Annotated in this window: 27 protein-coding genes; 14 read left to right on the top strand and 13 right to left on the bottom strand. The window is 73.3% G+C overall.

Annotated features, from left to right (window positions below):
* Positions 1-111 precede the first annotated feature (111 nt).
* The 5 genes from AB0I82_RS12680 (at position 112) to fxsA (ending at position 6,132) form a co-directional block, all read left to right on the top strand.
* Positions 112-552: an Lrp/AsnC family transcriptional regulator gene (locus tag AB0I82_RS12680; protein WP_030261445.1), complete on the top strand. Its 441-nt coding sequence runs from the start codon at positions 112-114 to the stop codon at positions 550-552.
* Between the two features lie 110 nt (positions 553-662).
* Positions 663-2,303: an amidohydrolase gene (locus AB0I82_RS12675; RefSeq protein WP_363257209.1), complete on the top strand. Its 1,641-nt coding sequence runs from the start codon at positions 663-665 to the stop codon at positions 2,301-2,303.
* A gap of 666 nt (positions 2,304-2,969) precedes the next feature.
* Positions 2,970-4,634, top strand: a complete 1,665-nt coding sequence (gene lnt / locus AB0I82_RS12670) for an apolipoprotein N-acyltransferase (protein WP_363257208.1) — start codon at positions 2,970-2,972, stop codon at positions 4,632-4,634.
* Positions 4,631-5,410, top strand: a complete 780-nt coding sequence (locus AB0I82_RS12665) for a polyprenol monophosphomannose synthase (RefSeq protein ID WP_363257207.1) — start codon at positions 4,631-4,633, stop codon at positions 5,408-5,410. The genes lnt and AB0I82_RS12665 overlap by 4 nt, the downstream gene beginning before the upstream one ends.
* A gap of 158 nt (positions 5,411-5,568) precedes the next feature.
* Positions 5,569-6,132 carry an FxsA family membrane protein gene (gene fxsA, locus AB0I82_RS12660; RefSeq protein WP_363257206.1) on the top strand — a complete coding sequence of 188 codons (564 nt, stop codon included), beginning with the start codon at positions 5,569-5,571 and terminating at the stop codon, positions 6,130-6,132.
* Between the two features lie 66 nt (positions 6,133-6,198).
* Here the strand turns inward: fxsA and AB0I82_RS12655 are convergent, their stop codons facing one another.
* The 4 genes from AB0I82_RS12655 to AB0I82_RS12640 form a co-directional block, all read right to left on the bottom strand.
* The gene (locus AB0I82_RS12655) at positions 6,199-6,576 is read right to left on the bottom strand and encodes an RNA polymerase-binding protein RbpA (RefSeq protein WP_030261439.1); all 378 of its coding nucleotides are present in this window, start codon (positions 6,574-6,576) and stop codon (positions 6,199-6,201) included.
* Between the two features lie 257 nt (positions 6,577-6,833).
* Positions 6,834-8,180, bottom strand: coding sequence for an MFS transporter (locus AB0I82_RS12650; RefSeq protein ID WP_363257722.1), 1,347 nt, complete (start codon positions 8,178-8,180; stop codon positions 6,834-6,836).
* A 79-nt stretch (positions 8,181-8,259) separates the two neighbouring features.
* The gene (locus AB0I82_RS12645) at positions 8,260-9,051 is read right to left on the bottom strand and encodes a glycerophosphodiester phosphodiesterase family protein (protein WP_363257721.1); all 792 of its coding nucleotides are present in this window, start codon (positions 9,049-9,051) and stop codon (positions 8,260-8,262) included.
* A 70-nt stretch (positions 9,052-9,121) separates the two neighbouring features.
* Positions 9,122-9,754 (bottom strand): hypothetical protein, encoded by a 633-nt coding sequence (locus tag AB0I82_RS12640; RefSeq protein ID WP_363257205.1) that lies wholly within the window; start codon positions 9,752-9,754, stop codon positions 9,122-9,124.
* 222 nt (positions 9,755-9,976) lie between these two features.
* Between AB0I82_RS12640 and AB0I82_RS12635 the strand changes: the two genes are divergently transcribed.
* Positions 9,977-11,482: a PLP-dependent aminotransferase family protein gene (locus AB0I82_RS12635; protein WP_363257203.1), complete on the top strand. Its 1,506-nt coding sequence runs from the start codon at positions 9,977-9,979 to the stop codon at positions 11,480-11,482.
* 102 nt (positions 11,483-11,584) lie between these two features.
* Here AB0I82_RS12635 and AB0I82_RS12630 read toward each other — a convergent pair whose 3' ends face one another.
* Together AB0I82_RS12630 and AB0I82_RS12625 are read right to left on the bottom strand one after the other, a co-directional pair.
* On the bottom strand, positions 11,585-13,183 hold the full coding sequence (locus AB0I82_RS12630) for a hypothetical protein (RefSeq protein ID WP_363257201.1): 1,599 nt from the start codon (positions 13,181-13,183) through the stop codon (positions 11,585-11,587).
* Positions 13,184-13,223: 40 nt separating this feature from the next.
* On the bottom strand, positions 13,224-13,418 hold the full coding sequence (locus AB0I82_RS12625) for a hypothetical protein (protein ID WP_030261424.1): 195 nt from the start codon (positions 13,416-13,418) through the stop codon (positions 13,224-13,226).
* Positions 13,419-13,640: 222 nt separating this feature from the next.
* Here AB0I82_RS12625 and AB0I82_RS12620 point away from each other — a divergent pair, with 222 nt between their 5' ends.
* The gene (locus AB0I82_RS12620) at positions 13,641-13,814 is read left to right on the top strand and encodes a hypothetical protein (RefSeq protein WP_363257200.1); all 174 of its coding nucleotides are present in this window, start codon (positions 13,641-13,643) and stop codon (positions 13,812-13,814) included.
* On the opposite strand, the gene AB0I82_RS12615 is transcribed toward AB0I82_RS12620, so the two are convergent.
* Together AB0I82_RS12615 and AB0I82_RS12610 are read right to left on the bottom strand one after the other, a co-directional pair.
* Positions 13,807-14,433: a histidine phosphatase family protein gene (locus AB0I82_RS12615; protein WP_363257199.1), complete on the bottom strand. Its 627-nt coding sequence runs from the start codon at positions 14,431-14,433 to the stop codon at positions 13,807-13,809. The genes AB0I82_RS12620 and AB0I82_RS12615 overlap by 8 nt on opposite strands.
* Positions 14,434-14,582: 149 nt before the next feature.
* Entirely contained in the window at positions 14,583-15,110 is a 528-nt protein-coding gene (locus AB0I82_RS12610; RefSeq protein ID WP_363257198.1) for a DinB family protein, read from the bottom strand.
* A gap of 156 nt (positions 15,111-15,266) precedes the next feature.
* Here AB0I82_RS12610 and AB0I82_RS12605 point away from each other — a divergent pair, with 156 nt between their 5' ends.
* The 3 genes from AB0I82_RS12605 to AB0I82_RS12595 all read left to right on the top strand — a co-directional run bounded on the left by AB0I82_RS12605 (position 15,267) and on the right by AB0I82_RS12595 (position 18,961).
* Positions 15,267-16,706, top strand: coding sequence for an MFS transporter (locus AB0I82_RS12605; RefSeq protein WP_363257197.1), 1,440 nt, complete (start codon positions 15,267-15,269; stop codon positions 16,704-16,706).
* A 78-nt stretch (positions 16,707-16,784) separates the two neighbouring features.
* Positions 16,785-17,480 carry a type 1 glutamine amidotransferase domain-containing protein gene (locus AB0I82_RS12600; protein ID WP_363257196.1) on the top strand — a complete coding sequence of 232 codons (696 nt, stop codon included), beginning with the start codon at positions 16,785-16,787 and terminating at the stop codon, positions 17,478-17,480.
* 116 nt (positions 17,481-17,596) lie between these two features.
* A complete protein-coding gene (locus tag AB0I82_RS12595; protein WP_363257195.1) occupies positions 17,597-18,961 on the top strand; it encodes an aldehyde dehydrogenase family protein in 1,365 nt (454 codons plus the stop codon).
* A gap of 7 nt (positions 18,962-18,968) precedes the next feature.
* Here AB0I82_RS12595 and AB0I82_RS12590 read toward each other — a convergent pair whose 3' ends face one another.
* Both AB0I82_RS12590 and AB0I82_RS12585 read right to left on the bottom strand, forming a co-directional pair.
* Positions 18,969-19,853 (bottom strand): NmrA family NAD(P)-binding protein, encoded by an 885-nt coding sequence (locus tag AB0I82_RS12590; protein WP_363257193.1) that lies wholly within the window; start codon positions 19,851-19,853, stop codon positions 18,969-18,971.
* Positions 19,850-20,275, bottom strand: coding sequence for a nuclear transport factor 2 family protein (locus AB0I82_RS12585; protein ID WP_363257192.1), 426 nt, complete (start codon positions 20,273-20,275; stop codon positions 19,850-19,852). The genes AB0I82_RS12590 and AB0I82_RS12585 overlap by 4 nt, the downstream gene beginning before the upstream one ends.
* A 100-nt stretch (positions 20,276-20,375) precedes the next feature.
* On the opposite strand from AB0I82_RS12585, the gene AB0I82_RS12580 reads away from it, so the two are divergent.
* Together AB0I82_RS12580 and AB0I82_RS12575 are read left to right on the top strand one after the other, a co-directional pair.
* Positions 20,376-20,975, top strand: a complete 600-nt coding sequence (locus AB0I82_RS12580) for a helix-turn-helix domain-containing protein (RefSeq protein WP_363257191.1) — start codon at positions 20,376-20,378, stop codon at positions 20,973-20,975.
* A 26-nt stretch (positions 20,976-21,001) separates the two neighbouring features.
* Positions 21,002-21,589 (top strand): GNAT family protein, encoded by a 588-nt coding sequence (locus AB0I82_RS12575; protein ID WP_363257190.1) that lies wholly within the window; start codon positions 21,002-21,004, stop codon positions 21,587-21,589.
* An 18-nt stretch (positions 21,590-21,607) separates the two neighbouring features.
* Here AB0I82_RS12575 and AB0I82_RS12570 read toward each other — a convergent pair whose 3' ends face one another.
* From AB0I82_RS12570 to AB0I82_RS12560, 3 genes are all read right to left on the bottom strand, one after another.
* The gene (locus AB0I82_RS12570) at positions 21,608-22,351 is read right to left on the bottom strand and encodes a GntR family transcriptional regulator (RefSeq protein WP_363257189.1); all 744 of its coding nucleotides are present in this window, start codon (positions 22,349-22,351) and stop codon (positions 21,608-21,610) included.
* Positions 22,352-22,462: 111 nt separating this feature from the next.
* Complete coding sequence (locus tag AB0I82_RS12565) at positions 22,463-23,317, bottom strand: CoA ester lyase (RefSeq protein WP_363257188.1); 855 nt, start codon at positions 23,315-23,317, stop codon at positions 22,463-22,465.
* The gene (locus tag AB0I82_RS12560) at positions 23,314-24,207 is read right to left on the bottom strand and encodes a hypothetical protein (protein ID WP_363257187.1); all 894 of its coding nucleotides are present in this window, start codon (positions 24,205-24,207) and stop codon (positions 23,314-23,316) included. The genes AB0I82_RS12565 and AB0I82_RS12560 overlap by 4 nt, the downstream gene beginning before the upstream one ends.
* Before the next feature lie 265 nt (positions 24,208-24,472).
* Between AB0I82_RS12560 and AB0I82_RS12555 the strand changes: the two genes are divergently transcribed.
* Both AB0I82_RS12555 and AB0I82_RS12550 read left to right on the top strand, forming a co-directional pair.
* The gene (locus AB0I82_RS12555; RefSeq protein WP_363257186.1) at positions 24,473-25,690 is read left to right on the top strand and encodes an MmgE/PrpD family protein; all 1,218 of its coding nucleotides are present in this window, start codon (positions 24,473-24,475) and stop codon (positions 25,688-25,690) included.
* A complete protein-coding gene (locus tag AB0I82_RS12550; protein ID WP_363257185.1) occupies positions 25,690-26,895 on the top strand; it encodes a CaiB/BaiF CoA-transferase family protein in 1,206 nt (401 codons plus the stop codon). Before AB0I82_RS12555 ends, AB0I82_RS12550 begins: the two co-directional genes overlap by 1 nt.
* The last annotated feature ends 11 nt before the right edge of the window (positions 26,896-26,906 follow it).

Raw genomic sequence — 26,906 nt, 5'->3', positions numbered from 1 at the left:
TTCCGGCCGGACACGGAGTGAGGGGTGTGGTGTTCGTCACACAGGGGGCGCACGGTGTCCACGATCCGGCGCGAGCTGCGCCGCAGCGCCCCGGCACAGTAGGTTGATCTCGTGGAGGAGCTGGACCGACAAATCGTGGATCTGCTCGTCAAGGACGGGCGGATGAGCTACACCGACCTGGGCAAGGCCACTGGCCTGTCCACCTCGGCGGTGCATCAGCGCGTGCGCAGACTGGAGCAGCGCGGCGTGATTCGCGGCTATGCCGCCATCGTCGACCCCGAGGCGGTGGGGCTGCCGCTGACCGCCTTCATCTCGGTCAAACCCTTCGACCCCAGCGCCCCGGACGACATCGCCGAGCGGCTGGCCGAGGTTCCCGAACTGGAGGCCTGCCACAGCGTCGCGGGCGACGAGAACTACATCCTCAAGGTCCGGGTGGCCGCGCCGCTGGAGCTGGAGCACCTGCTGACCCGCATCCGTACGCTCGCGGGCGTCTCGACGCGGACGACCGTGGTGCTCTCCACGCCGTACGAGGCCCGGCCGCCCCGCATCTGACCCGTCGGCCCACGTGGGCGAGGACGCGGGGCGGGACACCGTACGGATGCGGCCACGCCGTGGCCACCCCGCGTGACGGCCGGCCACGCGCAGGGGCGAAACTGTCCGGTATGAGTGAACGCACCCCCGCACCGGCCCCCGACCGCACCGTCCTGCTGCGCCGCGGCGAGGTCCACAGCCCGGCCGACCCCTTCGCCACCGCCATGGTCGTCGAGGGCGGCTCGGTCGCCTGGGTCGGCTCGGAGGGCGCCGCCGACTCCTTCGCCGACGGGGTCGACGAGGTCATCGACCTCGACGGCGCGCTCGTGACCCCCGCGTTCACTGACGCACATGTGCACACCACCGCCACCGGGCTCGCGCTGACCGGCCTCGACCTCAGCGACACCCGCTCCCTCTCCGGCGCCCTGGACCGCATCCGCTCCTTCGCCGCGGCCCGCCCCACCGACCGCGTACTGCTCGGCCACGGCTGGGACGCCGCCGCCTGGCCCGAGGGCCGCGCACCCTCCCGTACCGAACTGGACGAGGCCACCGGCGGCCGCCCGCTCTACCTCAGCCGCATCGACGTGCACTCCGCCGCCGTCACCACCGCCCTCCAGGACCTCGTCCCCGGCCTGCGGGAACGCCCCGGATTCGACCCCGCGGGACCGCTCACCGGCGACGCCCACCACGCCGTCCGGCAGGCCGCGTACGACACCGTCACCCCGGCCCAGCGCGCCGACGCGCAGGCCGCCGCGCTCGCGCACGCCGCGTCCCTCGGCATCGGCACTGTCCACGAATGCGCCGGCCCGGAGATCTCCGGCGAGGACGACCTCACCGCGCTGCTCGCCCGCGCCGCCACCGGCGACGGCCCGCGCGTCGTCGGCTACTGGGGCGAACTCATCACGACCGCAAAGGACGCGGAGCGGATCAGGGAGCTCGGCGCCGTCGGCGCGGCCGGCGACCTGTTCGCCGACGGCTCGCTCGGCTCGCACACCGCCCACCTGTGCACCCCGTACGCCGACGCCGCACACACCGGCAACGCGCTGCTCGACGCCGACACCGTCGCCGCACACGTCGCCGCCTGCACCGAAGCCGGCCTCCAAGCGGGCTTCCACGCCATCGGCGACGCCGGACTCACCGCCGTCGTCGACGGCGTACGGGCGGCCGCCGACCGGGTCGGCCTGGACCGCGTACGCGCCGCCCGGCACCGCATCGAACACTGCGAGATGCTCACCCCCGCCACCATCGCCGGCTTCGCCGAACTCGCCCTGACCGCCTCCGTACAGCCCGCCTTCGACGCCCTCTGGGGCGGCGAGCACGGCATGTACGCCACCCGCCTCGGCGCCGAACGCGCCCGCACCCTCAACCCGTACGCAGCGCTCCTCAAGGCCGGCGTCCCGCTCGCCCTCGGCTCCGACAGCCCCGTCACCCCGCTCGACCCCTGGGGCACCGTCCGCGCCGCCGTCTTCCACCGCACCCCCGGCCACGGCATCTCCGCGCGCGCCGCGTTCACCGCCCACACCCGCGGCGGCTGGCGGGCCGTCGGCCGCGACGACGCGGGCATCCTCGTGCCCGGCGCGCCCGCCGACTACGCGGTCTGGCACACCGGCGAACTGCTCGTCCAGGCCCCCGACGAGCGCGTCGAACGCTGGTCCACCGACCCCCGCTCCGGCACCCCCGGCCTGCCCGACCTCACCCCCGGCCAGGAGCTTCCGCGCTGCCTGCGGACGGTCGTCGGCGGCCGGACGGTCTTCCAGCGGCCGAACGAGTGAACCTCCCGCGGCGGGTGCCGCCGGGCGACGTGCCCGGCGCGTACTCGCCCTACCTGCGGCAGTTCGGCACTGACCTGGTTGAACGCAAAAACGACGCAGGTAGAACGGATGTTGACAGGAGCCCGTCGGCGGCCGGTAGGTTCGGCCGAGTCCACCACAAGGACGTCCGACCGGCAGACCGCCGCGCAGTCGTCGAACGCAGCTGGGCCATGGGGTGGTGCGCCGCACGGCACACCACAACTGGGAGCCAGGTCCACCCCTGCGGCACGGAAGCGACGGTTCAGGTTTCGGCAGGTCGGCGGGTGCGACCCGGGTGGGGCCCGGACGCTCAGTAGACAACGGCTCTCGGTCGACCCGCAGCCAGCGGGCCCCAGGTCGGCCCGAAGGGCGCCGGGCCCCGATCCGCACCCCGCGGATCACCGCCCCACCCGCACTCGCACCCCGCCCCGTACCGAGGCGCTCTCCCCGTACGCGGCACCGCCTCGTACCGAGGCGCTCTCTTCATACGCAGCGCCGCCCTCCCCCTCACCGAGAGCGACCGCGCGTACCCGTACCGGCCACCCGCGCCCCGGCCGCCCGCGCCCCGTTGTACCGTCGGCTCACCACCGCACGACCTGCAGGAAGGCCGCGACTGTGCCATCGGGCTCCGAAACCACCGCCGAAACCGTGCCAGGCCCTGCCCAGGGCCCCGCCGCCGACGGCGGCCCCGTGGCCACCCAGGCGCCCGACGCCACAGACCGCCGCCCCGGACTCCCGCGCCGCCTCGCCGCCCTCGTGCGCCGCGAAACGCCGCGCACGGTACTCGCGGTCCTCGCCGGACTCGCCCTCGGGCTTGCCTTCCCGCCGTACGACCTGTGGCCCCTGTCGCTCCTGTCGGTGGCCGCGCTCAGCCTGCTCACCCGCGGCCGTACGGCACGTCAGGGGGCCTGGACCGGCCTCGTGTTCGGCTGGCCCTTCTTCCTCCTGCTGCTGAAGTGGCTGCACGTCGTCGGCTGGGACGCCGTCATCGGCCTCGCCTTCGCCGAGGCCGTCTTCGTAGCGCTGCTCGGCGCCGGACTGGCGGTCACCTCGCGCCTGAAGGCATGGCCCCTGTGGGCCGCCTGCCTCTGGGTGGCCCAGGAGTGGGCCCGCGACCGGGTGCCCTTCGGAGGCTTCCCCTGGGGCCGGCTCGCCTTCGCCAACACCGGTACGCCCTACACCCCGTTCGCCGCGCTCGGCGGCGCACCCCTGGTGACCTTTGCCGTCGCGCTCACCGGCACACTCATCGCCGCGCTCGCCGTGACGCTCTGGCAACTGCGCCGGCCGGACAGCGCGGCCGGCACACGGCTGCGCCGGGCCGTCCCGGCCCTGGAAGCCTTCGGGCTGGCCGCGGCCCTCACCGTCGCCGGCTACGCCGTCCCCGTACCGACCAAGGCCACCGACCACCTGGACATCGCCGTCGTACAGGGCAACGTGCAGCAGCCCGGCATGGACTTCCTCGGCCGCCCCATGCAGATCCTGGACAACCACGCCACGGCCACCGAGAAGCTGGCCGCCGACGTGAAGGCCGGCCGCGCCAAGAAGCCTGACCTCGTCATCTGGCCGGAGAACTCCTCCGACCTGGACCCCTTCCAGTACCCCGAGGCATACGACCGGATCAACGAGGCCGTACGGGCGATCGGCGTCCCCGTGCTCGTCGGCGCCCTCGTGGACCACCCGACCAAGGCCGGCTACGTCTACAACCAGGGCATCCTCTGGGACCCGAAGACCGGCCCCGGCGCCTCGTACACCAAGCAGCACCCGGTGCCGTTCGGCGAGTACGTGCCCTTCCGCAAGGAGCTCAGCAAGGTCATCACGCGCCTCCAGCGCGTGCCGCGCGACTTCTACCCCGGCGACCACACCGGCGTGATGAACATGGCGGGCGCCAAGCTCGGCGACGTCATCTGCTTCGAGGTGGCGTACGACGAGATCGTGCACGACACCGTGAACGCCGGGGCCCGCGCCCTCATCGTGCAGACCAACAACGCCACCTACGGGCGCACCGGCCAGCCCGAGCAGCAGCTCGCGATGTCCCGGCTGCGCGCCGTCGAGCACGGCCGCGCCGTGGTCACCGCCGCCACCAGCGGCGTCAGCGCCGTCGTCGCCCCGGACGGCGAAGTCACCCACCGCATCCCCGAATTCACCCGGGGCGTGGTCAGCGCGAGCCTTCCGCTGCGGGAGGAAAAGACCGTCGCCGACCGCGTCGGCGCGTCTCCGGAATGGGTGATCGCTATGGTGGGCCTTCTGTCCTGCGCTGCCGCCTTCGTGCTCGGCCGGCGCGGGCGTACGAAGGACGAGAAGGGGCAGCAGTGACAGACGGCGGACAGGACGGCGGACGGCGGCAGTACGGACCGCTGGGCGACATCTTGGTGATCATCCCGACCTACAACGAGGCGGAGAACATCAAGCCCGTCGTCGATCGGGTGCGCGCCGGAGTGCCCGACGCGCACGTACTGGTCGCCGATGACAACAGCCCGGACGGCACGGGCAAGCTCGCCGACGAACTGGCCGCCGCCGATGACCACGTACACGTCCTGCACCGGCAGGGCAAAGAGGGCCTGGGCGCCGCCTACCTCGCGGGCTTCCAGTGGGGCATCGAGCACGGCTACGACGTCCTGGTGGAGATGGACGCCGACGGCTCCCACCAGCCCGAGGAACTGCCTCGCCTGCTGACCGCCCTGAAGGGCGCCGACCTCGTGCTCGGCTCGCGCTGGATGCCCGGCGGCCGGGTGGTGAACTGGCCCAAGTACCGCGAGTTCCTCTCCCGCGGCGGCAGCACGTACTCCCGGCTGCTGCTGGACGTGCCGATCCGGGACGTCACCGGCGGCTTCCGGGCCTTCCGCAAGGAGACGCTGCGGGGGCTGGGCCTGGAGGAGGTCGCCTCGCAGGGGTACTGCTTCCAGGTCGACCTGGCCCGGCGGGCCGTCGAGGCCGGCTACCACGTCGTCGAGGTGCCCATCACCTTCGTCGAACGGGAGCGGGGCGACAGCAAGATGAACCGCGACATCGTCGTGGAGGCGCTGTGGCGCGTGACGGCGTGGGGGGTCGGGTCTCGGCTGGAGAGGCTGCGGGGGAAGCGGGGCGGGTGAATCGGGGCTGTGGATAACTCGGGGGAGGGGTGGGGGCGGGGCTAGGTTGGGGGTGTGCGGTGGTGGCGGGGGAGGGGGTCCCACTCACTCTGGTAGGGGGAGAGGGAGGGGCCCTGCCCACGGCGCGCGAACGCCGCCGGACCAGGCACACTTGAACCATGACGTCCGCCACCACGCCCCCGCGTTCCCATCCACCCCGGCGCTCCCGCGCCCGCCGTCTGGTGCCGCTCGGCATCGCCGTGTGGGTCGTCCTGGAGGTCTGGCTGCTCACCCTGGTCGGGCGGGCAGCGGGCGGACTGACGGTCTTTCTCCTGCTGGTGGCCGGGGTGGTGCTCGGCGGTTACGTCATCAAGCGCGCGGGCCGGCGCGCCTGGCAGAACCTGGCGGGCGCCTTCCAGCAGCCCGGCGCCGACCCCGCGAAGGCCCCGGAGGCCGGCGGCGGCAATATGCTGCCGATGCTCGGCGGGCTGCTGCTGATGTGCCCCGGGCTGGTCTCGGACGCGGCGGGGCTGCTGTGCCTCTTCCCGCCCACCGGAAAACTCCTTCAGCGGCGCGTGGAGCGCCTGCTGGCCCGCCAGGTCGCCCACACCCCCGGCTCCTTCGGCGACGCCTTCCAGCAGGCGCGTATGCACGCTCCCGACGGCAAGGTCGTCCCGGGCGAGGTCGTCCGCGACGACGAGCCGCCGGCCCCGCCCCGCCAGGACCCGCCGCTGCCGCGCTGACAAACGCCGCGAGGGCCGGTATCCCTGCCGCAGCAGGGGTACCGGCCCTCGACGTGAGGTCCGCCGTCAGGCGGACTTCTTGTTGCTGTCGCGCGGGTGCACAGCGATGTTCATGGTGCCGGAGCGCAGGACGGCCAGCCTCTCGGCCAGCACCTCCTCGAGCTCCTCGCGGGTGCGCCGCTCCATGAGCATGTCCCAGTGCGTACGCGCGGGCTTGCCCTTCTTCTCCTCAGGGCCATCGCCATCCACCAGAAGTGCGGGAGCGCCGCAAACCTTGCACTCCCACTCCGACGGAATCTCGGCCTCTACCGAGAAGGGCATCTCAAAGCGATGTCCCTTCTCGCATGCGTACTCCACCGCCTGGCGCGGGGCCAGGTCGATGCCGCGGTCGGTCTCGTAGCTGGTCACCACAAGTCGCGTGCCGCGAAGAGCTCGCTCACTCATGAATCGTGCCTCCCGGGCTTTGTCGCCCACAGGACAGGTGTCGCTGTCGTCGTCATCCGGTCAACGTCCGGTCGGCGGTGAAGATTCCCGTAATGGGGACCCAGGTCGCCCGTCGTGCCGCCCCTTCTTGTACCCACCAGCGCCCGGTTTGTCACATCTGGCAGCAGATGTCACCCGACGCTGTACGAAGTTCAGCGCGCAGTAACGGTCCGCCTGGTGAGCCAAAGGCGTACACTACCGGGCCGCGTCCCACTTGCCTAAATCAGGTCGGGGACACGATTTCCGGCCGCCGTCGCCGCGCGCCGCACGGGCACGCGGATGAGCAGGACAAATCCGATCAAGAAGAACGCCGCCAGCGAGGCGATCGCATCGCGGTAGCTGCCCGTCACTTGGTAGGCGATCCCGAAGACCAGCGGCCCCAGCCAGCTCACGCCCCGGTCGCTGATCTCGTACGCGGCGAAGTATTCGGCCTCTTTCCCGCGCGGGATGAGATGCGAATACAGCGACCGCGACAGGGCCTGGCTGCCGCCCAGTACCAGTCCGATCGCCACGGCCAGGCAGAAGAACCACACGGGCGCGTGCGCGGGCAGGAAGTACCCCGCCACGATCACCGCCGTCCACGCCACCAGCGACGCCAGAATCGTCCGTTTGGCGCCGTGCCGCCGGGCCAGCCGGCCCATCAGCACCGCGCCCGCCGCGGCCAGCGCCTGCACCAGCAGTACCGCGATGATCAGCGTCGTCTGGTCCAGGCCCAGCTCCTCCGAGCCGTACACCGACGCCTGGGTGATCACGGTCTGTACGCCGTCGTTGTACACCAGGTACGCGAGCAGGAAGGACAGCGTCAGCGGGTACCGGCGCAGGTCGCGCAGCGTCTCCCGGAGCTGCCGCAGGCCGCCTCCGGGGGCCGGGGACGCGGCTGTACGGAGCGGGCGGCGGTCCCGGAGCCGGCGCAGCGGTACGAGGGTGAACACCGCCCACCACAGGCCCGCCGACGCCAGACAGATCCGGATGGCGTCCTCCTGCGAGACCCCGAAGGAGGCGTGGCCCGCGTACAGGACCAGGTTGGCCACCAGGACCAGCGCGCCCGCCGCGTAACCGAACGCCCAGCCCCGTGAGGACACCGCGTCCCGCTCCTCGGGGGCCGCGATCTGCGGCAGGTAGGAGTTGTAGAGCATCATCGAGACGACGAACGACACGTTCGCGACGATCAGCAGCGCACCGCCGAGCAGATAGCGGTCGCCGCCCAGGAAGAGCATCGCCGCTGTCGCCGCGGCGCCCGTGTACGCGCAGGTGCCCAGCAGCGGCTTCTTGCGGCCTGTGCGGTCGGCGACGGCCGCCGCCAGCGGCATCGCCAGTACCGACAGCAGCAGCGAGGCCGACACCGAGTACGCGTAGAACGATCCGGCCCGTACCGGGATGCCCAGCGGGTGGACGAAGCCGTGCGCGTCGGCCGCCGCCTTCGCCACGGACGTCAGATACGGCCCGAGGAACACCGTCAGGACGGTCGTCGAGTAGACGCTGTTGGCCCAGTCGTACCAGTACCAGCCGCGCTGCTCGCGTCGCCGGCCGGCCACGTCCTTCGGCTCGGCCGGTTCGACAGCGATGTCCACACCCACAGGTTCCCCCTTGCGCTCCCCGTCACGGCGGCGGGAGCGCTCGCGGGGGAGGGACCCGTGGGTCAGGTCAGGTCCAGGCGCCCCGCGCGGTCAGCACGTCCCGCAGCGTGTCTATGTGATCGGTCATGATGCCATCTACACCTAGATCCAGGAGATCCGCCATCCGCGCGGCGTCGTTCACGGTCCAGACGTGCACCTGGAGGCCGAGCTGCCGGGCCGCGCGCAAGAAGAGCCGGTCCACCACCCGTAGGCCCGCGTGCCGCTCCGGTACCTGTACGCACACCGCGCTGCGCCGTACCGCGGCGCCCAGCAACCGGTCCAGCGGCAGGCTCCGCCCGTAGGAGCGCAGCCGCAGCCCCGCCACTCCACGGGTGCCCAGTGAGGTGGCCAGCCGGCCGCCCGCGAGCCGCTGCGCCCGGCCGGCCCGCGCCTCCGAGAACGAGCCGACGCACACTCGGTCCCACGCGCCCGTACGGCGCAGCAGCGCCAGCAACGGGCGCAGCGCCGGCTCGGCCTTCACGTCCACGTTCCAGCGCGCCTCCGGGAACTCCTCCAGCAGTTCCTCGAAGAGCGGCAGCGGCTCCCGGCCCGCCACTTTGGCCTGCCGCACGGCCCGCCAGGGCAGCGCCGCGATCCGGCCGCCGCGGTCGGTGACCCGGTCCAGGGTGGCGTCGTGGAACGCCACCAGGCGGCCGTCCGAGGTGGCGTGCACATCGGTCTCCAGATAGCGGTAGCCGCGCTCGACGGCGCGGCGGAAGGCGAGCGCGGTGTTCTCCAGGCCGTCCGCCGCGCCGCCCCGGTGGGCGAAGGCGAGCGGCGCCGGGTGGTCGAGGTACGGGTGGCGGGGGCGCGGGCGCAGGACGGTCACGCGGGCAGTATGGCGCGCGCCCCGCAGCGCGGGTGAGCGGGGGCCCGCGCCTACACGGCCCTCAGGAACCCGCGCCCGTGGCCGCCTCAGGAGCCGTCGCTCGCTGCTCCTCTGGTGCGCACGTCTCGGCGACCGGTGCGGACTTCCCGGTGACCACCCGGGACGGCTCGTCCAGGCCCTTGATGGCGAAGAGCCGCAGGAAGAACTGCGCCATCGGGCCGATGGCCAGCGCGTACACGACGGTGCCCACGCCGACCGAGCCGCCGAGCGCAAAGCCCGCGGCCAGGACGGTGACCTCGATGCAGGTACGGACGAGGCGAATGGGGCGGCCGGTGCGCAGATGCAGCCCGGTCATCAGCCCGTCCCGCGGCCCGGGGCCGAAGCGCGCGGAGATGTACAGGCCGGTCGCCGCGCCGTTCAGGGCCACCGCGGCGGCCAGTACCGGGATGCGCACCCAGAACGACGAGGACGCGGGCACCAGGGCCATCGTCGCGTCCATCACCAGGCCCAGCACGATCACGTTCGAGACCGTGCCCAGGCCCACGCGCTGCCGCAGCGGGATCCACAGCAGCAGGATCAGTGCGCCGGAGACGATCGTGACGGTGCCGATGGTCAGGCCGGTGTGTTCCGCGATGCCCTGGTTCAGCACGCTCCACGGCTCCAGGCCGAGGTCCGCGCGTACCATCAGCCCCATGCTCACGCCGTACAGCACGAGCCCCACGTAGAGCTGGATCAGCCGGCGCGGCAGGTGGCGCTCTTTCGCGGACCCCTCAGCGGGTTCCTCCCCGGACCCCTTTGCAGACCCCTTCGCAGACAACGGGTTCCCCTCCTGGCAAGATTGGACTGTAGAAGGTCAGCCTGTGGCGGGCCGACAGCCGGGATCCATGGCCAATCGCAGAAAGGTGGACTGGTCGAGATGGCGCAGTGGACTTCAGCGGTGGGTGCGGCCCAACTCGCCCGCCTGGTGCGGTCGCAGGACGACCGTGCCGCATCGGCGGCGGTCGGCGGCCGCCGCATCCCCGCGTACCGGACCCTCGCCGACGGCGTCCGCCTCCTGGTGCTCGAAGGGCGCGTCCCGGTGGCCGCGCGGCTGCCTGCCGAGCGCGAGCTGGCCGCCGCGCTGTCGGTCAGCAGGACCACCGTCGCCGCCGCCTACGAAGCGCTGCGCGCCGAGGGCTTCCTGGAGTCGCGGCGCGGCTCGGGCAGCTGGACCGCCGTACCGGCCGGCAACCCGCTGCCCACCCGGGGCCTGGAGCCGCTGCCCCCGGAGGCCGCCGGCTCGATGATCGACCTGGGCTGTGCCGCGCTGCCCGCGCCCGAGCCCTGGCTCACCCGCTCCGTACAGGGCGTCATGGCGGACCTGCCGCTGTACGCCCACACGCACGGCGACTACCCGGCCGGGCTGCCCGCGCTGCGCCAGGCCCTCGCCGACCGCTACTCGGCCCGCGGCATCCCCACCATGCCCGAGCAGATCATGGTGACCACCGGCGCGATGGGCGCGGTGGCCGCGATCTGCCGCCTGATCACCCGCCCCGGGGAGCGGGTGGCCGTGGACTCGCCCTCGTACGCGAACATCCTGCAGCTGATGCGGGACGCCGGGGCCCGGCTCGTCCCCGTGGCGCTCGCCGAGCGGCTCGGCGGCTGGGACATCCCGGCCTGGCGCCAGGTGATGCGGGACGCCGCGCCCCGTATGGCGTACGTCGTCGCCGACTTCCACAACCCCACCGGCACGCTCGCCACCGAGGAGCAGCGGCGCGGACTGGTCGCGGCGGCCCGCTCGGCCGGCACGGTCCTGGTCGTCGACGAGACGATGGCCGAGCTGGGTCTCGACCCGGATGTCGAAGTGCCGCCCTCGGTCTGCTCGTTCGACCCGTCGGGCAGCTCGGTGATCACCGTGGGCTCGGCGAGCAAGGCGTTCTGGGCCGGTATGCGCATCGGATGGGTGCGCGCGGCCCCGGACATCATCCGCAGCCTGGTGGCCGCCCGTGCCTACGCGGACCTCGGCTCCCCGGTCCTCGAACAGCTCGCCATCACGTCGCTGCTGGACGGCGGCGGCTGGGAGGAGGCGGTCGCCATCCGGCGCGAGCAGGCGCGCGAGAACAGGGACGCGATCGTCGACGCTGTCCGCCGCCACCTGCCCGACTGGGAGTTCAGCGTCCCCAGCGGCGGCCTCACCCTCTGGGCGCGCACGGGCGGCCTGTCCGGCTCGCGCATCGCGGAGGCGGGGGAGCGGCTGGGCGTACGCGTGCCGTCGGGCCCGCGCTTCGGCGTGGACGGCGCCTTCGAGGGCTTTGTACGCCTCCCGTTCACGGTCAGCGGCGCGGTCGCGGACCAGGCGGCCTCCCGGCTGGCAGGCGCCGCCCACCTGGTCGCCACCGGCCGCTCCCAGGACACCGACACACTGCACTCGTTCGTGGCCTGACGCCGGTTCCTGACACCGGTCCCGAAACAATGATCCGGGCGGCCGCCGGTGGAGCGCGTCACCGGTGGCCGCCCGGAGAACAGGGCCCGTAAGGGCGGTCGGTCACACCACCCCGGAGGCGGTGCCGGCGCGGTACCCGAAGGCCGCGCCGTCGGCGGGCGGCGCTGCGGCCGCAGGCACGGAGCCGAGCGCCGTGCGCTCCGGGAGCAGCGCCAGTACCGCCTGCCGGTGGTACTCGCTCGTCGCGTCGTCGAACGGGTCGGGTGTGGCGGGCACTTGGAGGCGCAGGACCGGGCCCGAACCGAGCCGGGCGTAGCCGCGCCCCGGGGGGACCTGGTCGGCGGGCGTGGTCTCCGGGAGCGCGCCCAGGACCGCACGTACGTCCTCCGGGCCGGTGGGCCCGAGTACGACGCGCGCCCGGGTGTGGGCGCGCACCGGCTCGCTCAGCAGCTCCGCGCTCTCGAACTGGTCGGCGACGGCCACGGTGACGCTCGCGGCGCGCCCGTGGCGCAGCGGTACTTGGAGGAGGCGCTGCGGGTCGTCGCGGCCCTCGGCGGTGGCGAGGTGGGTCAGCGCGCTCGGCCGGTCGACGAGGAGCCACAGCGGCTGCCGGATGTCGTCGGGGACGGGCAGCCCGGCCTGTCGCGCGCGGTTCGCGGCGATCAGCCGCCGCTCCGTCTCGTGGGCCGCCCACTCCAGCGTGGCCAGCGCGCTGGTCAGTCCGCACTCCACGCCGAGCACGCCGGGCCGCCCCAGCAGGAAGGCGAACTCGCCGGTCCCGCTGCCGTCGATGACCAGCACATCACCGTGGCAGAGCGCCTGGAGGGCGACGGACCGCAGCAGGGTCGTGGTGCCGCTTCCGGGGCGCCCCAGCGCCAGCAGATGCGACTCGGTGGAGCGCGGTCCGGTCCGCCAGACCACCGGCGGCACGTCTCGCGGCTCCGTCTCCTCGGCCGCGCCCGCCACCGGTACGGTGCGCTGCACCGCGCCCGCGTCGGTGAAGCCCAGCACGGTCTCGCCCGGCGTGGTCACGAACCGCTGGGCCGCGATGTCGGTCGGCAGCGCGGGCAGTACGGTCAGGACGAGCTGGTTGCCCTCCTGGTCCCACGCGAAGTGGTACTCCCGGCCGCGCCCCGACTTGGCGAGCAGCACCTGTTCGATGCGGGCCCGGGACTGGGGCTCGGCATCGGTGAAGTACACCGGGTACTTCAGGCGCAGCCGCGCGAGCCGCCCGTCCTCGTCGAATTCGTACTCGGGGAAGGCCGCGGTCCAGTCGCCGTCGTGCACATACAGCGGGTTCGGGTCGCCCTCGAAGCTCAAGTACGGCACCAGCGCCTCGTACAGGGCGCGCAGCCGGCCGGTCTCGGCCTCGGTCGGCCCGGCGTCGGCGGGCGTCCGCTCCCGGCCCGCCCAAGCGGCCGCCGCCATCACCGAGATGAGGCCGAGCAGTGGTCCGTACGGCACGAGCGCCAGGGACACCAGGCAGACGGCCGTCGTGGCCAGCAGCGGGCCGCGGCGCTCCCGTGGCGTCGCCGACCACCGCTGCCGGCCGGCCGCGCACAGCCGGCCCAGGCCGCGGCCGATGACGAGCAGCGGGTGGAACACGTCGGAGGCGCTGTCGGCCGCGGTCCGCGCGAAGTCGCGGCCGCGGGTGAGGGGAGCGCTGTTGCTCAGGATGCTGGGCAGTGGACGCCGGGGCACGGAAGGTCTCCTGGGGGTGCGTGACGACTCGGCAGGACTCTCAGAGCGAGAGCCCCTTGAGCAGACCCGCGAGGCTCGCGCCGCCGGCCTTGATGCCCGGGGCGATGGCGGTGCCCGCGAGGTAGAAGCCGAACAGCGCGCAGACGATGGCGTGGGAGACCTTCAGTCCGTCCTTGCGGAAGAACAGGAACATGATGACGCCGAGCAGGACAACGCCGGAGATGGACAGGACCATGGGGGTTCTCTCCTGGGTGGTGGGACGGGGACGGTCACCATGAGTTCTTCCAGCCTCACAGCCCGTATCAAGCCCGGCAAAGCCGCAAATGGGTGATTTATCGTTGAAACCGCCCAATCGGGCCCTGTCGTAGCGCAATCTGCCCCGGAGTGTGCCTACAAGCGCCGTAGATGCCGGTCGCGCCCCTTGTGCGGCACTTCGGCGCGCAGGAATGTGGGCGCCATGGCCGTCCTCGCGCCTCCGCACTGCTCGAAGTGCTGCCCGGTCGTGCCCCCGAAGCCGACCGTCCCGAAGCCCCTGCCCGCCTCCGTGTGGGTCGCCTTCATTCTCTTCGCCGCGGCCGTCATCGGCGGCTGGGCGCTGGTGATGTGGCTGTTCAGCAGCCTCTTCAGCTGACGGACAGGCCCGTCGCCGGGATGTCGATGTCCGACCAGGACACGGCCGTCCAGCCGGTGGCCGGGGTGCCCTCCAGGACGACGACCGCGGTGTTCGGGAGGGGGTGGGCGATGGCGAAGTCGGCGTCCAGGTTGTGGGCGCGCGCCGCGGACCAGGTGCGGATCGCCGCGCCGTGGCTCACCACAGCGGCCGCCTCGACGCCGGAAGCGGCGATCTCCTCGATCACCGCGTCGTAACGCGCCAGCATCTCCACGCCGTTCTCGCCGCCGGGCATCCGCAGCTCCGGCTTCCCGGCCGGCCAGGAGAACGCCACGCGCTGGTACTGGTCGTTCGAGGCCGCGTCGCCGCGCATCTCCAGGTCGCCCGCGGCGATCTCGCGGACGCCGTCGCGGATCACCACGTCCAGGCCGCGGGCCTCGGCGAGCGGCGCCGCGGTCAGCTGCGTGCGCACGAGAGTGGAGACGTAGAGCGCGCCGATCTTCTCGTCGGCCAGCCGCTCCGGGAGCGCGGCCGCCTGCTGCTCGCCCAGCTCGGTCAGGCCGGGCCCCGGCGCGGTGGTGTCCAGCAGGCGGCCGACGTTGGACGGGGTCTGACCGTGACGGATCAGCAGCAGGCGCATGGGAGAACTTCCGGTCGGGACACGGGCGCCGCCCCGCACGGCACGTGTCCGTACCGGCGCGCCGCCCGTACGGCACGTACGTATATGGGTTATGCAAGCAATTTCAGGCTACCGGACGGCGGCCGGCCGGCGCCGAGCCAGGCCCGCGCTCAAGCGGTGACGCCCGTCGCGCCGTCCGTCTGCTCGCGGAGGATGTCGGCGTGGCCGACGTGCCGGGCGGTCTCCTCGATGACGTGGACATAGATCCAGCGCAACGACATCTCACCGATCTCCGGATGCGGCACGACGTGGTCCAGGGGGAGCGGGGCGGCCACCGCACGCGACCGCGCGCACGCCTCCTCGTACGCCGCCAGCAGCCCGTCGAGCGACTCCTCGGGCCCCACCTCCCAGCCGCCGTCGTGCCCGTCCGCGTCCTTTTCGGGCGCCTCCGCACCGGTCAGCAGGCCGGGGAACCAGGACCGCTCCACCAGGGTCAGGTGCTTGACCAGCCCCGCGAGGGTGGTCTCCGAAGGGACGAGGCGGCGGCGCGCCGCGTCGTCGGCAAGGCCCCGCACCTTCCCCCGGAGCGTCGAGCGGTGGAAGTCCAGGAAGGCCTCCAGGACCTCGCGTTCGCCGCCGGTGCGGACGAGCAGCGGGGCCGGCAGGGCGGTGGGGGCGGGCGGTGTGGTCTCGGTCATGGGGCGAGTCTGCCGTACCGGCCCGCGCGAGGGATTACGCGGGGAGCGAGCACTGCCGCGCGAGCACAACGGGCGGTATAGGAACGACATACATCCAGTAACTGGCGCGGGCGCGCGCGACGGCGCGCGGAACGGAACGGATCGGGGGCGGACGGCGTGAGCAGACCCATGGGCGAGCAGGCCGACGGGAGCAGACCGACCGGGGGCGGCCGGGGCGGCAGACGGTCGGGCGGCTGGACGCGGCTGCGGCCGCTGGCCGGGCTGCTGGCGGCCGCGGCCGTCTCGCAGGCCGGCACCCGGGTGTCGGCGATCGCGCTGCCCTGGTTCGTCCTGGTCACCACGGGCAGCGCGGCACAGACCGGCCTGGTCGCCTTCTGCGAGATGGCGCCGTACGTCCTGATCAAGGCGCTGACCGGGCCGCTGGTCGACCGGGCGGGCGCCCGGGTGATCTCCTGGACGGCGGACGTGGTCAGCGCGGCGGTGGTCGCCGCGGTACCGGCCCTGCACGCCCTGGGCCTGCTGGACTTCTGGCTGCTGCTCGTCCTGGTCGCCGTGACCGGCGGCGCCCGCGGCCCCGGTGACCTGGCCAAAGAGGTCATGATCCCGGAGGCCGCCGCACGCTCCGCGATGCCCATCGAGCGGGCCACCGGCCTGCTCGGCGTGGTCGAACGGCTCGCCGCCACGGTGGGCCCCGGCCTGGGCGGAGTACTCGTCGCCGTACTCGGCCCACTGGCCGGCCTGCTCGTCAACGCGGCGACCTTCGCCCTCGGCTCGGTCCTCGTCGGCCTCGCCCTGCCGCGCGGGATGGGCGGCGCGGACGACGGTACGGACGACGGTACGGGGACGGCGTACGGCGCGGACCCGGCCGCCCCCGGAGCCGTGACCGCCGGGCCCGAAGCGGGCTACTGGCAACGGTTCGCCGAGGGCTTCAGCTACCTGCGCGGCCAGCCGCTGCTGCTCGCCATCATCTGCACCGTCGGCTTCACCAACTTCCTCGACGCGGCCCGCACCTCGGTACTGATGCCGATCTGGGCCAGGGAATCCGGCCACGGGCCGTCCGCGATCGGCCTGATGGCGAGCGCGGCGGGCCTCACCGCGGTGGCCGGCAGCCTGGTCGCCGCGGTCGTCGCCCACCGGCTGCGCCGCCGCCCGGTCTTCTTCGCCGGCTTCCTGATCGCCGGCGCGCCCCAGTTCCTGATCCTCGCGGTGGACGTACCGGTGTGGGCGGTCGTGGCGGTGTACGCGCTCTCCGGCTTCGGCTCCGGCTTCCTCAACCCGATCCTGGGCGCGGTCATCTGGGAGCGGATACCGCGCCGCCTCCTCGGCCGGGTCGGCGCGCTGGGCGACTCGCTGGCCTGGGCGGGCATCCCGCTCGGCGGCCTGCTGGCCGGCGCGGCGGTGGTCTGGGCGGGCCTGGTACCGGTCCTCGCGGTGAGCGGCGCGGCGTACTTCCTCGCCACCAACCTGGCGGCGCTGCGCCACGAGTGGCGGGAGCTGGACCGGGAGACGGGGACCGGGCCGCCGCCTCACGAACCCCCGGCCGGGCCGCCCGCGCCCTGTCCGGACGGTCCACCCGTGCCGCACCCGGCGCGGTAGGCGGCCTCGGACGCGTACAGCCGTTACGTTCGGGGCACCACGTGAACCCCGCCGTACCGAACGACCCGGAGGACCGACATGGCGAAGATCCTTTTCGTGCTGACCGGCGCCGACCACTGGACACTGGCCGACGGCACCCGGCACCCCACCGGCTTCTGGGGCGAAGAGGTGACGGCCCCCTACGAAGTGTTCACCGAGGCCGGCCACGAGGTCGTGGTCGCCACGCCCGGCGGCGTGCTGCCCACCCTGGACCCGGCCAGCCTGGCCCCGGAGGTCAACGGCGGCCAGGAAGGCGCGGACGCGGTCGCCGCCACGCTCCAGTCGATGGACCCGCTGCGCCGCCCGGTCAAGCTGGAACAGGTCGACACGGCCGGTTACGCGGCCGTCTTCTACCCCGGCGGTCACGGCCCGATGGAGGACCTCGCGACGAACGAGGACTCGGGCCGGGTGCTGACCGACGCGCTGGCCTCGGGCCGGCCGCTGGGCCTCGTCTGCCACGGCCCGGCCGCGCTGCTGGCCACCCGCGGCCCCGACGGCACCTCGCCGTTCGCCGGATACCGCCTCACCGCCTTCACCAACGCCGAGGAGGCGCAGGCCGGCTTCGCCGACAAGGCGCCGTGGCTGCTCCAGGACCGGTTGGTGGAGCTCGGTACGGACTTCGACGAGGGCGAGCCGTGGGCGCCGTACCTCCGTACCGACCGCAACCTCTTCACCGGCCAGAACCCGGCCTCCTCCGGCCCGCTCGCCGCGGAGATGCTCAACGCGCTGGGCTGATCGACCATCGGCCGCCACGAGCGCGGAATGAATCGTTCCGCGCAGACGCTGTGCACTGTCGGCAGACGCTGTGCACTGCCGCTCGCACGCATCACCCTGAACGAATCGAGCACCGCATGACCGGCTCACCCGTCACCTCCGCCGAAGCCCCCGCGGCCGCCGCCGGGACCGCCGAGGCCCCCGCCGACCTCGTCGCCCGGCTGCGTGCCACCTTCCGCAGCGGCCGCACCCGTTCCCTGGACTGGCGCGCGCAGCAGCTCTGGAAGCTCCGTACGCTGCTCACCGAACACCGCGCGGACCTCGCCGCCGCCCTCCACGCGGACCTGGGCAAGAGCGAGGCGGAGGCGTTCGGCGCCGAGGTCGACTTCCCGATCCGGGAGATCGACCACACGCTGGAGCACCTGGAGGAGTGGCTGCGGCCCACGCCGGTCGCCCTGTCCGCCGAGGGATTCCCGGCCGGCAGCACGGCAGGCACCCGGTACGACCCGCTCGGCGTCGTCCTGGTCATCGCGCCCTGGAACTACCCCGCGCAGCTGCTGCTCGTGCCCCTCGCGGGCGCGCTAGCGGCGGGCAACACCGTCGTCGCCAAGCCCAGCGAGCTGGCCCCGGCCACCTCGGCGCTGCTCGCCCGGCTGCTGCCGGAGTACCTGGACACCGACGCGGTCGCCGTCGTCGAGGGCGGCGTACCGGAGACCACCGCACTCCTCGCCCAGCGCTTCGACCACATCTTCTACACCGGCAACGGCACGGTCGGCCGGATCGTCATGCGCGCCGCCGCCGAGCACCTCACACCCGTGACGCTCGAACTGGGCGGCAAGTCACCGGCGTTCGTGGACCGGGACGCGGACGTGACGCGCACGGCACAGCGGCTGGCCCGCGCCAAGTTCCAGAACGCCGGCCAGACCTGCGTCGCGCCCGACTACGTCCTGACCGACCCGGAGACCTCCAAGGCCCTCCAGGCCGCGCTCGCCGAGGCCGTCGAGGAGCTGTACGGCACCGACCCGGCTGCCTCGCCCGCGTACGGCCGGATCATCAACCACCGCCACTTCGACCGCCTGACCGGCCTGCTCGACTCCGGCCGTACCGTCACCGGCGGCGCCCACGACCGGGCACAGAAATACATCGCGCCGACCGTACTGGCCGACGTGAGCCCGCAATCCCCGGTCATGCAGGAGGAGATCTTCGGCCCGATCCTGCCGATCGTCGAGGTCGCGGACCTGGACGAGGCGATCGCGTTCATCAACGACCGCGACAAGCCGCTGGCCCTCTACGGCTTCACCGAGAACGAGATCACCCGCCGCCGGCTCGCCACGGAAACCTCCTCGGGCGGCCTCGGCTTCGGCATGCCCATGGCCCACCTCCGCGTCCCCGACCTGCCCTTCGGCGGCGTCGGCGAGAGCGGCATGGGCGCGTACCACGGCCCGCACTCCATCGCCACGTTCAGCCACCGGAAGGCGATGCTGGACGTACCGCTGGTCTGACGGTGCGTCACTGGGCGGATGTCCGCTCCCGCTCGGCGACCAGGCGGAAGCTGTGGGGCGGGCGGCCGGTGAGGCGCTGGACGGCGTCGGTGGTGCGGTCCTCCGTGCCCTGCGCGATGGCGCGGTCCATGCCGGCCAGCATCGCGGCGAACTCCGGCGGCACCTGCGCCGCGAGGTGAGCGCACATTTGGTCGTAGGTCAGCGCGCGGTGGACCACCTGCCGGCCGCTGACCTCGGTCATGATCGCGGAGATGTCGTCATAGCTGAGCGCCTCCGGCCCGGTGAGGATCAGGTCGGTGTCGGGCGCGCGGTCGTCGGTCAGGGCGCGTACGGCGACGGCGGCGATGTCGTCGGCGTCGACGAAGCCGACCCGGCCGTTCCCAGTGGCGGTCAGGAGGGTGCCGCTCTCCCGGATGCTGACGGCGTGAGCGTGCGAGCCGGTGAAGTTCTGCATGAACCACGAGGGCCGCAGCACTGCCCACTCGTCGAACAGGCCGGGCAACGCCTGGTGGACGACGCCCACCGCCGGGCCGCCCTCCGGGATCGCCGAGGAGCTGAGCAGCACCGCGCGGCGAACGCCGGCGGCACGGGCCTGCTGGAGAAAGGGCAGCATGACCGCGGCCGGGTCGGAGTCGCCCACGGGCGGTACGAGGTAGAGGCGGTCGACGCCGTCGAGCGCCGCACCGTGTGTGGCGGGGTCGTACCAGTCGAAGCGCGCCGGCGCCGCGCCCAGGACCGGGGTGCCACGACGGCTCGCGGCCTTGACACGGTGGCCCGCGGCGATCAGCTGCGCGGCGGTGCGGCCGCCGGTGGTGCCGGTGGCGCCGGTTACCAGGGTGGCGCCGGTGTCCAGGGTGGTGCCGATGGCCAGGGTGGTGCCGGTGGCGGTCATCGGGCGCTCCCGGCGAATTCGGTGCCGGGTTCGAGCATGGCGAGCGGGTTCCAGTAGTCGCGGTAGAAGGTGATGCGTCCCTCCCGCACCGTCACGACGGCGATGTACGTCATGTCGAAGGGCCTGCCGGTCTCCACCAGGCGGCCCACGCCGCGCATTTCGACCACGATGGTCTCCGGGGCCTCGGTCCGGTGGATCCGCAGGTCGGGGAAGTCGTGCAGATCGATGTGGTCGGGGTAGTGGCGCATGTAGTCGGCGACGGCCGCCTTCCCCTCCAGGCGCCGGGGCCGGCCCTCGGGAGCGAAGGGGAATTCCATGACGCCGTCCTCGGCCCACAGACCGGTCCAGGCGGGGATGTTCTTGTCGAGCAGTAGGCGCAGGCTGTGGCGGTACAGCTCGGTCGGTGAGGTGTGTGCGGGCATGGGTGTCCTCTCGTCCTGTCCCTCGTCCCCTAGAATGCGGACTCCGGGTCCGCTTCTGTAAGATACGGACCCGCGGTCCGCTTTGTAAAGGAGGAACCGCGTGCCCGAGCGCAGAGCCCGTAAGGACGCCGTCCGCAACCGGGCGGCCGTCTTCGCCGCCGCCGACACCCTGTTCACCGACTGCGCGAGCCCCGACGAGGTCACCATGGCCGATATCGCGGCAGCGGCCGGCGTCGGCAAGGGCACGCTCTTCCGGGCCTACGGCGACCGTGCGGGCCTGATCAGAGCGCTGTACGCGGCACGGCTCGAACCGGTCGAGGAGGCCGTCGCAGCGGGCCCGCTGCCGCTGGGGCCCGGCACCCCGCCGCTCCAGCGCGTACCCGCCCTGCTCGACGCCCTCCTCTGCTTCAAGCTCGACAACCGCCACCTCGCTCTGGCCCTGGAGGGATCCGGTAGCGACAGCCCATACCAGGCAGCGCACTACGAGCGCTGGCACACCCTGCTGCGGACCATGCTGGAGGAGCTGCCCGGCCTGCCCGACAGCGATTTCACTGCCCACGCGCTGCTCGCCGCCACCCGGGCCGACCTCGTCGAGCACCTGGCCCGCGGCGAGCGAGTGCCGCGCGAGGCGATGCGGTCGCAACTGGCGGGGTTCACCGCCAGGGTCCTCGGCGGTCCTGCACCGCACGATCCCGCATGACGGACAGCGGGGCTACTGTGACCGGCATGGTCACTGAGACGAGTGTGCTGCCGGGTGGCGTCGTGCTGCGGCCGGCCGACGCCGCCGATGCCGAGGCACTGCTCGCGGCGTATCTGCACAACCGCGAGCACCTGCGCCCCTGGGACCCGCGGCGGGACCCGGACTTCTACACCTTCGAGGGCCAACGCGACCGGCTGCTGGACCAGTTGGCGGAGCGGGACGCGGGCCGGCTGCTGCTGTGGGTGCTGACGGACGGCTCCCCGACGACCACGACCAATGGTCAGGTGATCGTCGGCGTGATCACCCTGTCCGGCATCAGCCACGGCCCCTCCTGCAGCGGGAAATTGGGTTACTGGATCGACGTCGACCACCTCGGGAAGGGGCTGGCGAGCGCGGCCGTCGAGGCGGTCGCCCGGTACGCCGACGAGGCGGCCGGGCTGCACCGCCTCGAAGCGGGCACGCTGCTGCACAACATCGGCTCGCAGCGCGTCCTGGAGAAGTGCGGCTTCGAGCCGTACGGCGTCGCGCCGCGGTACCTCCACATCAACGGCGAGTGGCAGGACATCCGGCTCTTCCAGCGGATCCTCAACGACCGCCCGCCCGCCGGGACTTGACCGCCGGCGGCAGGCGGATCAGCGGCGCAGCCGCACCCGGTAGGAGTACTGCTCGGGCAGGAAGTAGCTGATGGCCAGCTCGACGCGGCGGCCCTCGGAGGTCGTGTAGAGGCGGTCGATGCGCAGCAGCGGATGGTGCGGCTCGCACGCCAGCTCCTCCGCGACGGCGACCGGGGCCGGCGCGACCGTGATGGACTGCTCGGCCTCGGTGATCGGCGAATCCAGCCGGTCGTCCAGCAGCCCGATGATGGTGAACGTGGACCGCGCGCCGGTCTCGGTGAGCTGCGCCACGCCGGTCAGCGTCTCGCCGACGTCCGGCGGCAGCCACACCGTGGTGTGGCAGAACGGCACGTCGTCGTGGAACCGGCGGAAGGCGAGGGTGTGCACCATGTCGCTGTCCAGCCGCAGCCGCCCGGCCGCGTCGATGTCCACCCGCCGCCGCAGCGGGCTGGACAGCTGCATGGTGGTGTCCAGGGACAGCCCCATCAGGTCGTCCACCGAGCCGAACCTGCGGAGGTACCGGCCGTCGCGCGGCGCCGCGAACGTGCCGCGCCCGGGGACGCGGTACACCAGGCCCTCGGCGACCAGATCGTGGAAGGCGCGGCGCACCGTCTGGCGGCTGACCTGGTACGTCTCGGCCAGCTCGGCCTCCGTCGGCAGCCGCACCCCCTTGGGGTACCGGTCGCCCGCGAGATCCGTGCGCAGGTCGTCCGCGAGCTGCTGATACGCGGACCGCCCACGGGCCGGCTTGTTGGCCGCCATCACATCCTCGTCGCCGTCGGGTCAGTAAGGGAACGGCCAGCTTATCGGCCGTGGAACGGGCGGGGCAGCTGCGGGGACGGCCGCTGGGAGCCAGGGATGGGGCACCGGCTCTCAGTCGCCGCCCGCGCGCAGGATGCGGCGCGCCCGCTCCAGGACCGGGCGGTCCACCATCCGCCCGTCGACGACGGTGACCGCCTCGCCCGCCGCGAGTACGCGTCGCGCCCACTTTTGTTCGGCCGGTGACGGAGTGAACCCTTCGTGTACGGCGGCGAGTTGACGCGGGTGGATGCACAGCTTGCCGCCGAAGCCCAGCCGGCGGGCGTGCGCCACGTCCGAGGGCAGCGGCCCGTCGGCCGTGAGATCCGTGGTGACACCGTCCAGCGGCGGCGCGAGCCCGGCCGCCGCCGAGGCGCAGACCAGCCGCGAGCGCGCGTACGCCAGTGCCAGGTGGTCGTCGGGGTCCACCCCGAGCTGCGCCGCGAGGTCGATACTGCCGAAGGCGGCCCGTACGACGCCCGGTACGCGGCACAGTGCGGCGGCGTTCTCCACCCCGGCCGCGGTCTCGATCAGTGCCAGTACCGGGCTGCGGCCGCCCGCCGCGCCGGTGACCGCTTCCAGTACGGCCGGGTCCTCGGCCTTCGGCAGCATGACGGGCGCGCCGTGTGCCGCCGCCATCGCCAGATCGGCCTCGAACCACTCGGTGCCGGGGGCGTTCACCCGTACCACCGCCCGCGCTCCGCCCGCCAGCCACATGGCCACGTCGTCGCGTGCGGCGTCCTTGGCGTCCGGCGCGACGGCGTCCTCCAGATCCACGATCACCCCGTCCGCACCCGCGGCAGCCGCCTTCGCGAACCGGTCGGCGCGGTGACCGGGGACGAAGAGCAGGCTGCGCGCCGCGGCGAGCGCCTGCGCGTACGACGGTGCCTCGGTCGTCGGCGCGTACGAGGCCGCCTCGGTGCCCGTCATGCGAAGGTCACCTCCGCCGTGGCGTGCTCCGCCGCGCGCGGCCCGGCGACCGACAGGCGCACGCCCTCCCCGTTGTCCGCCTCGTAGGGCGTGCCGCAGGACAGCAGCCGCTCGCCGCAGAACGCCGGGGTGCGCAGCCGGTAGGAGAGGGTGCGGACGGTGCGCTCGGGGGCGCGGCGGCGGACCAGCTCCAGCATGTGCAGGACGAGCAGCGGGCCGTGCACGACCAGGCCCGGGTAGCCCTCGACGCCGGTGACATACGGCTCGTCGTAGTGGATGCGGTGCGCGTTGGCGGTCAGCGCGCTGACGCGGAAGAGGACGGCCGGGTCGGTGGTCCACGGCAGCTGCCAGGGCGCGTCGCTGCGCGGCTCGGCGCCGGGGTCGAGAGCGATCCGGTCCGGTACGGGCGCGTCGCCGCCGCTGCGGTAGACGATGTCCTGCTCCTCGGCCACCCGCACCTCGCCGTCCTGCCGGAACTCGCTGCGTACGGTGACGAACAGCAGCCCGCCGGTACGGCCCCGCTTGGCCTCCACCTTCGCGACCCGGCTGGTCTGCTCGGCGGGGCGGCCGACGGTCAGCGGCGTACGGACCTCCAGGCGGCCGCCCGCGAACATCCGGCGCCGCTCGGGCAGCGGCGGCAGGAAGTGGCCGTCTCGCAGGTGTCCGTCCGGGCCCAGCTCGCTCTGCCGGGGCCAGGTCAGGAAGTGCAGCCAGTGCCAGAGCGGCGGCAGCGGCTGTCCGGCGGCGGCCACCGGCTCCGGCAGGTCCAGTACGGCGGAGAGCGCGGCGACCGGGGCCGGGCCGAGGGGGTCGGTGGCGCTGGTGTCGGCCGGGTGCCAGCCGCGGGCGGTCTCTTCGAGGACGCTGAAGTCGGCGGGGGCGCCGGTCATGGGGGCTCCTGTCGTCACAGAACGGGCGGCCATTTAGCGCGGTCATGTACAGCATCGCTACGTAATCGCTATGTACAAATCAGCTTCAACGCACGGCGTCGGCATTCTGTGGCCGGGCTCACGGAGGCGTCAAGGGCCTGCTTTCAGAGGACCTGGGGCCCGCGTCCGGCACCGTTGACACGGCGATCATTTGGCCGTACAAATCTGCGGCAGAGGAGCCGCCTGCCGGACCGCCGGCGGCCGCCGTCTCACCGGAGGGGACCGCATGACCGCCGCCCGAGCCCTCGCCCAGTGGGCCCACGACCACCGTGCAGACCCCGACGACCTGGCGCTCGCCGACCGCGCGCTGGCCGACACCGTCGCCGTCGCGCTGGCCGCCCGCGCGCACCCGCTGCAGCCGATCGCGGCGCCGCTCCCGGACGCGGCCCGCTGGGCGGCCATGGCACACGTACTGGACTTTGACGATCTGCACATCGGGACGACCACGCACATCTCCGTGGTCACCGTCCCGGCCGTGCTCGCCGTCGGCGGCGACGCGCGCGCCTACCTCGCGGGCGCCGGCGTCATGGCCCGGCTCGGCGCGCTGCTCGGCTGGGGCCACTACGCGAGCGGCTGGCACGCGACCTGCACCGCGGGCGCCCCGGCCGCCGCCGTCGCGGCCGGCATCGCCCTCGGGCTCGGCCCCGAGCGGCTCGCCACCGCCATGGCGCTCGCCGTGCCCGCGGCCGGCGGCGTCCAGGAGGCGTTCGGTACGCACAGCAAATCCCTGCAGGTGGGCTTCGCCGCGGACGCCGGCGTACGGGCCGCGCGGCTCGCGCAGGCGGGCGCCACCGCCGACCCGCGCGCCCTGGACGCCTGGCTGGAGCGCGTCGGCGGCACCCCGGCCACCGAATTCCCCGCGGCCCCGGCCGTCCCCGGCGGCCTCGCGATCAAGATGTACCCCTGCTGCTACGCCATGCAGCGGCCGATCGCCGCGCTCCGGGAGATCCGCGACAAGGTGGCCGGCGAGCCCACGGGCGTCACCGTCACCACCCCGGCGGGCACCGTCCACCCCCTGCTCCACGACCGGCCCGCCACCGGACTGGAGGGCAAGTTCTCCATGCCGTACGCGGTCGCCACCGCGCTCCTCGACGCCTACCCCGGCTTCGACAGCTTCACCGACGAGGCCGTCAACCGCCCCGAGGCCCAGCAGATCGTCGACCGGGTCACCGTCGACCGGCGGCCCGGCGAGACCACCACCCTCCTCGACGGCGAGGTCGCCCTCCGCCTCGACTTCGCCGACGGCACGGCCCTGCACTCCGCGCTGGCCCTGCCGCCCGGCTCACCGCAGCGCCCGCCCACGGACGACGAACTGCGCGCCAAGTTCACCGCGTGTGGCGCCGACGTACCGGACCTGCTCGCGGGCATCACGTGGGAGGGAGCGGCGCAGCTGATGCGGACGGCGTTCCCCGCCGCCACCGGCCGTACGGACAAGGAGTCCTGATGCAGCATCAGCAACGCGAACATCAGCAGCGCCCCCTCGAAGGCATCACCGTCGTCAGCATCGAGCAGGCGGTCGCGGCCCCCTTCGCCACCCGTCAGCTCGCCGACCTCGGCGCCCGCGTCATCAAGATCGAGCGCCCCGGCGACGGCGACTTCGCCCGCCGCTACGACACCACCGTGCACGGCCACTCCAGCTATTTCGTCTGGCTCAACCGCTCCAAGGAAAGCCTCACCCTGGACCTCAAAGACGAACGAGGGCAGGAGATACTGCACCAACTCCTCGCCGACGCCGACGTGTTCGTACAGAATCTCGCCCCCGGCGCCGCCGACCGCCTCGGTCTCGGCGCCGACGCGCTCACCGCCCGCTACCCGCGGCTGATCCCCTGCACGGTCTCCGGCTACGGCACCAGCGGCCCGTGGGCCGACCGCAAGGCGTACGACCTGCTCGTCCAGTGCCAGACCGGGCTGGTCTCGCTCACCGGCAGCGCGGACGAGGCCGCCCGGGTCGGTGTCTCCGTCGCCGACATCTCGGCGGGGATGTACGCCTACAGCGGCATTCTGACGGCGCTCTTCGCGCGCGCCACGACCGGTGTCGCCCGGCCCGTGGAGGTCTCCCTCTTCGAGGCGCTCGCGGAGTGGATGAGCCAGCCCGCGTACTACACCCAACACAGCGGCAGCCAGCCGCCGCGCGTCGGCACCCAGCACGCCACCATCGCCCCGTACGGCGCCTACACCGCATCAGACGGCAAGGACGTGCTCTTCTCCATCCAGAACGAGCGCGAATGGGCCGCGCTGTGCCAGGAGTTCCTCGGCCGGCCCGAGCTGATCGACGACCCGCGCTTCGCGACCGGTTCGGACCGGGTCGCGCACCGCGACGCGCTCAACGCGATCGTCACCGAGCGCTTCGCCCGCTCCGATGCCGCGGACATCATGAAGGTCCTGGAGGAGATCGGCGTCGCCAACGCCGGAGTCAACTCCGTCGCCGAGTTCCTGGACCACCCGGTCCTCGAAGGCCGCGACCGCTGGCGCGAGGTCGCCGTCCCCGGCGCCACCGTACAGGCCCTCCTCCCACCCGCCGACCTCGCCGGACTCACCGCCCGAATGGACCCCGTGCCGGCCGTCGGCGAACACACCGACGCCATCCTCACCGCACTCGGCCGCACGCCCGCCGACCTCGCGGCCCTCCGCGCCGACTCCGTGATCTGACCGGACACAGG

Origin of the sequence: Streptomyces sp. NPDC050315 (genome assembly GCF_040655775.1) — a bacterium.
In the GTDB taxonomy this organism is placed as follows: domain Bacteria; phylum Actinomycetota; class Actinomycetes; order Streptomycetales; family Streptomycetaceae; genus Streptomyces.
This window is presented reverse-complemented; position numbering and strand designations above follow the sequence as displayed.

Excerpts from the sequence above, each read along its gene's own strand:
- AB0I82_RS12675 (WP_363257209.1), top strand. The coding sequence starts at position 663 with ATGAGTGAACGCACCCCCGCACCGGCCCCCGACCGCACCGTCCTGCTG.
- fxsA (WP_363257206.1), top strand. The coding sequence starts at position 5,569 with ATGACGTCCGCCACCACGCCCCCGCGTTCCCATCCACCCCGGCGCTCC.
- AB0I82_RS12655 (WP_030261439.1), bottom strand. The coding sequence starts at position 6,576 with ATGAGTGAGCGAGCTCTTCGCGGCACGCGACTTGTGGTGACCAGCTAC.
- AB0I82_RS12640 (WP_363257205.1), bottom strand. The coding sequence starts at position 9,754 with ATGGGGCTGATGGTACGCGCGGACCTCGGCCTGGAGCCGTGGAGCGTG.
- AB0I82_RS12635 (WP_363257203.1), top strand. The coding sequence starts at position 9,977 with ATGGCGCAGTGGACTTCAGCGGTGGGTGCGGCCCAACTCGCCCGCCTG.
- AB0I82_RS12625 (WP_030261424.1), bottom strand. The coding sequence starts at position 13,418 with ATGGTCCTGTCCATCTCCGGCGTTGTCCTGCTCGGCGTCATCATGTTC.
- AB0I82_RS12620 (WP_363257200.1), top strand. The coding sequence starts at position 13,641 with ATGGCCGTCCTCGCGCCTCCGCACTGCTCGAAGTGCTGCCCGGTCGTG.
- AB0I82_RS12615 (WP_363257199.1), bottom strand. The coding sequence starts at position 14,433 with ATGCGCCTGCTGCTGATCCGTCACGGTCAGACCCCGTCCAACGTCGGC.
- AB0I82_RS12610 (WP_363257198.1), bottom strand. The coding sequence starts at position 15,110 with ATGACCGAGACCACACCGCCCGCCCCCACCGCCCTGCCGGCCCCGCTG.
- AB0I82_RS12600 (WP_363257196.1), top strand. The coding sequence starts at position 16,785 with ATGGCGAAGATCCTTTTCGTGCTGACCGGCGCCGACCACTGGACACTG.
- AB0I82_RS12595 (WP_363257195.1), top strand. The coding sequence starts at position 17,597 with ATGACCGGCTCACCCGTCACCTCCGCCGAAGCCCCCGCGGCCGCCGCC.
- AB0I82_RS12590 (WP_363257193.1), bottom strand. The coding sequence starts at position 19,853 with ATGACCGCCACCGGCACCACCCTGGCCATCGGCACCACCCTGGACACC.
- AB0I82_RS12585 (WP_363257192.1), bottom strand. The coding sequence starts at position 20,275 with ATGCCCGCACACACCTCACCGACCGAGCTGTACCGCCACAGCCTGCGC.
- AB0I82_RS12575 (WP_363257190.1), top strand. The coding sequence starts at position 21,002 with ATGGTCACTGAGACGAGTGTGCTGCCGGGTGGCGTCGTGCTGCGGCCG.
- AB0I82_RS12570 (WP_363257189.1), bottom strand. The coding sequence starts at position 22,351 with ATGGCGGCCAACAAGCCGGCCCGTGGGCGGTCCGCGTATCAGCAGCTC.
- AB0I82_RS12565 (WP_363257188.1), bottom strand. The coding sequence starts at position 23,317 with ATGACGGGCACCGAGGCGGCCTCGTACGCGCCGACGACCGAGGCACCG.
- AB0I82_RS12560 (WP_363257187.1), bottom strand. The coding sequence starts at position 24,207 with ATGACCGGCGCCCCCGCCGACTTCAGCGTCCTCGAAGAGACCGCCCGC.
- AB0I82_RS12555 (WP_363257186.1), top strand. The coding sequence starts at position 24,473 with ATGACCGCCGCCCGAGCCCTCGCCCAGTGGGCCCACGACCACCGTGCA.
- AB0I82_RS12550 (WP_363257185.1), top strand. The coding sequence starts at position 25,690 with ATGCAGCATCAGCAACGCGAACATCAGCAGCGCCCCCTCGAAGGCATC.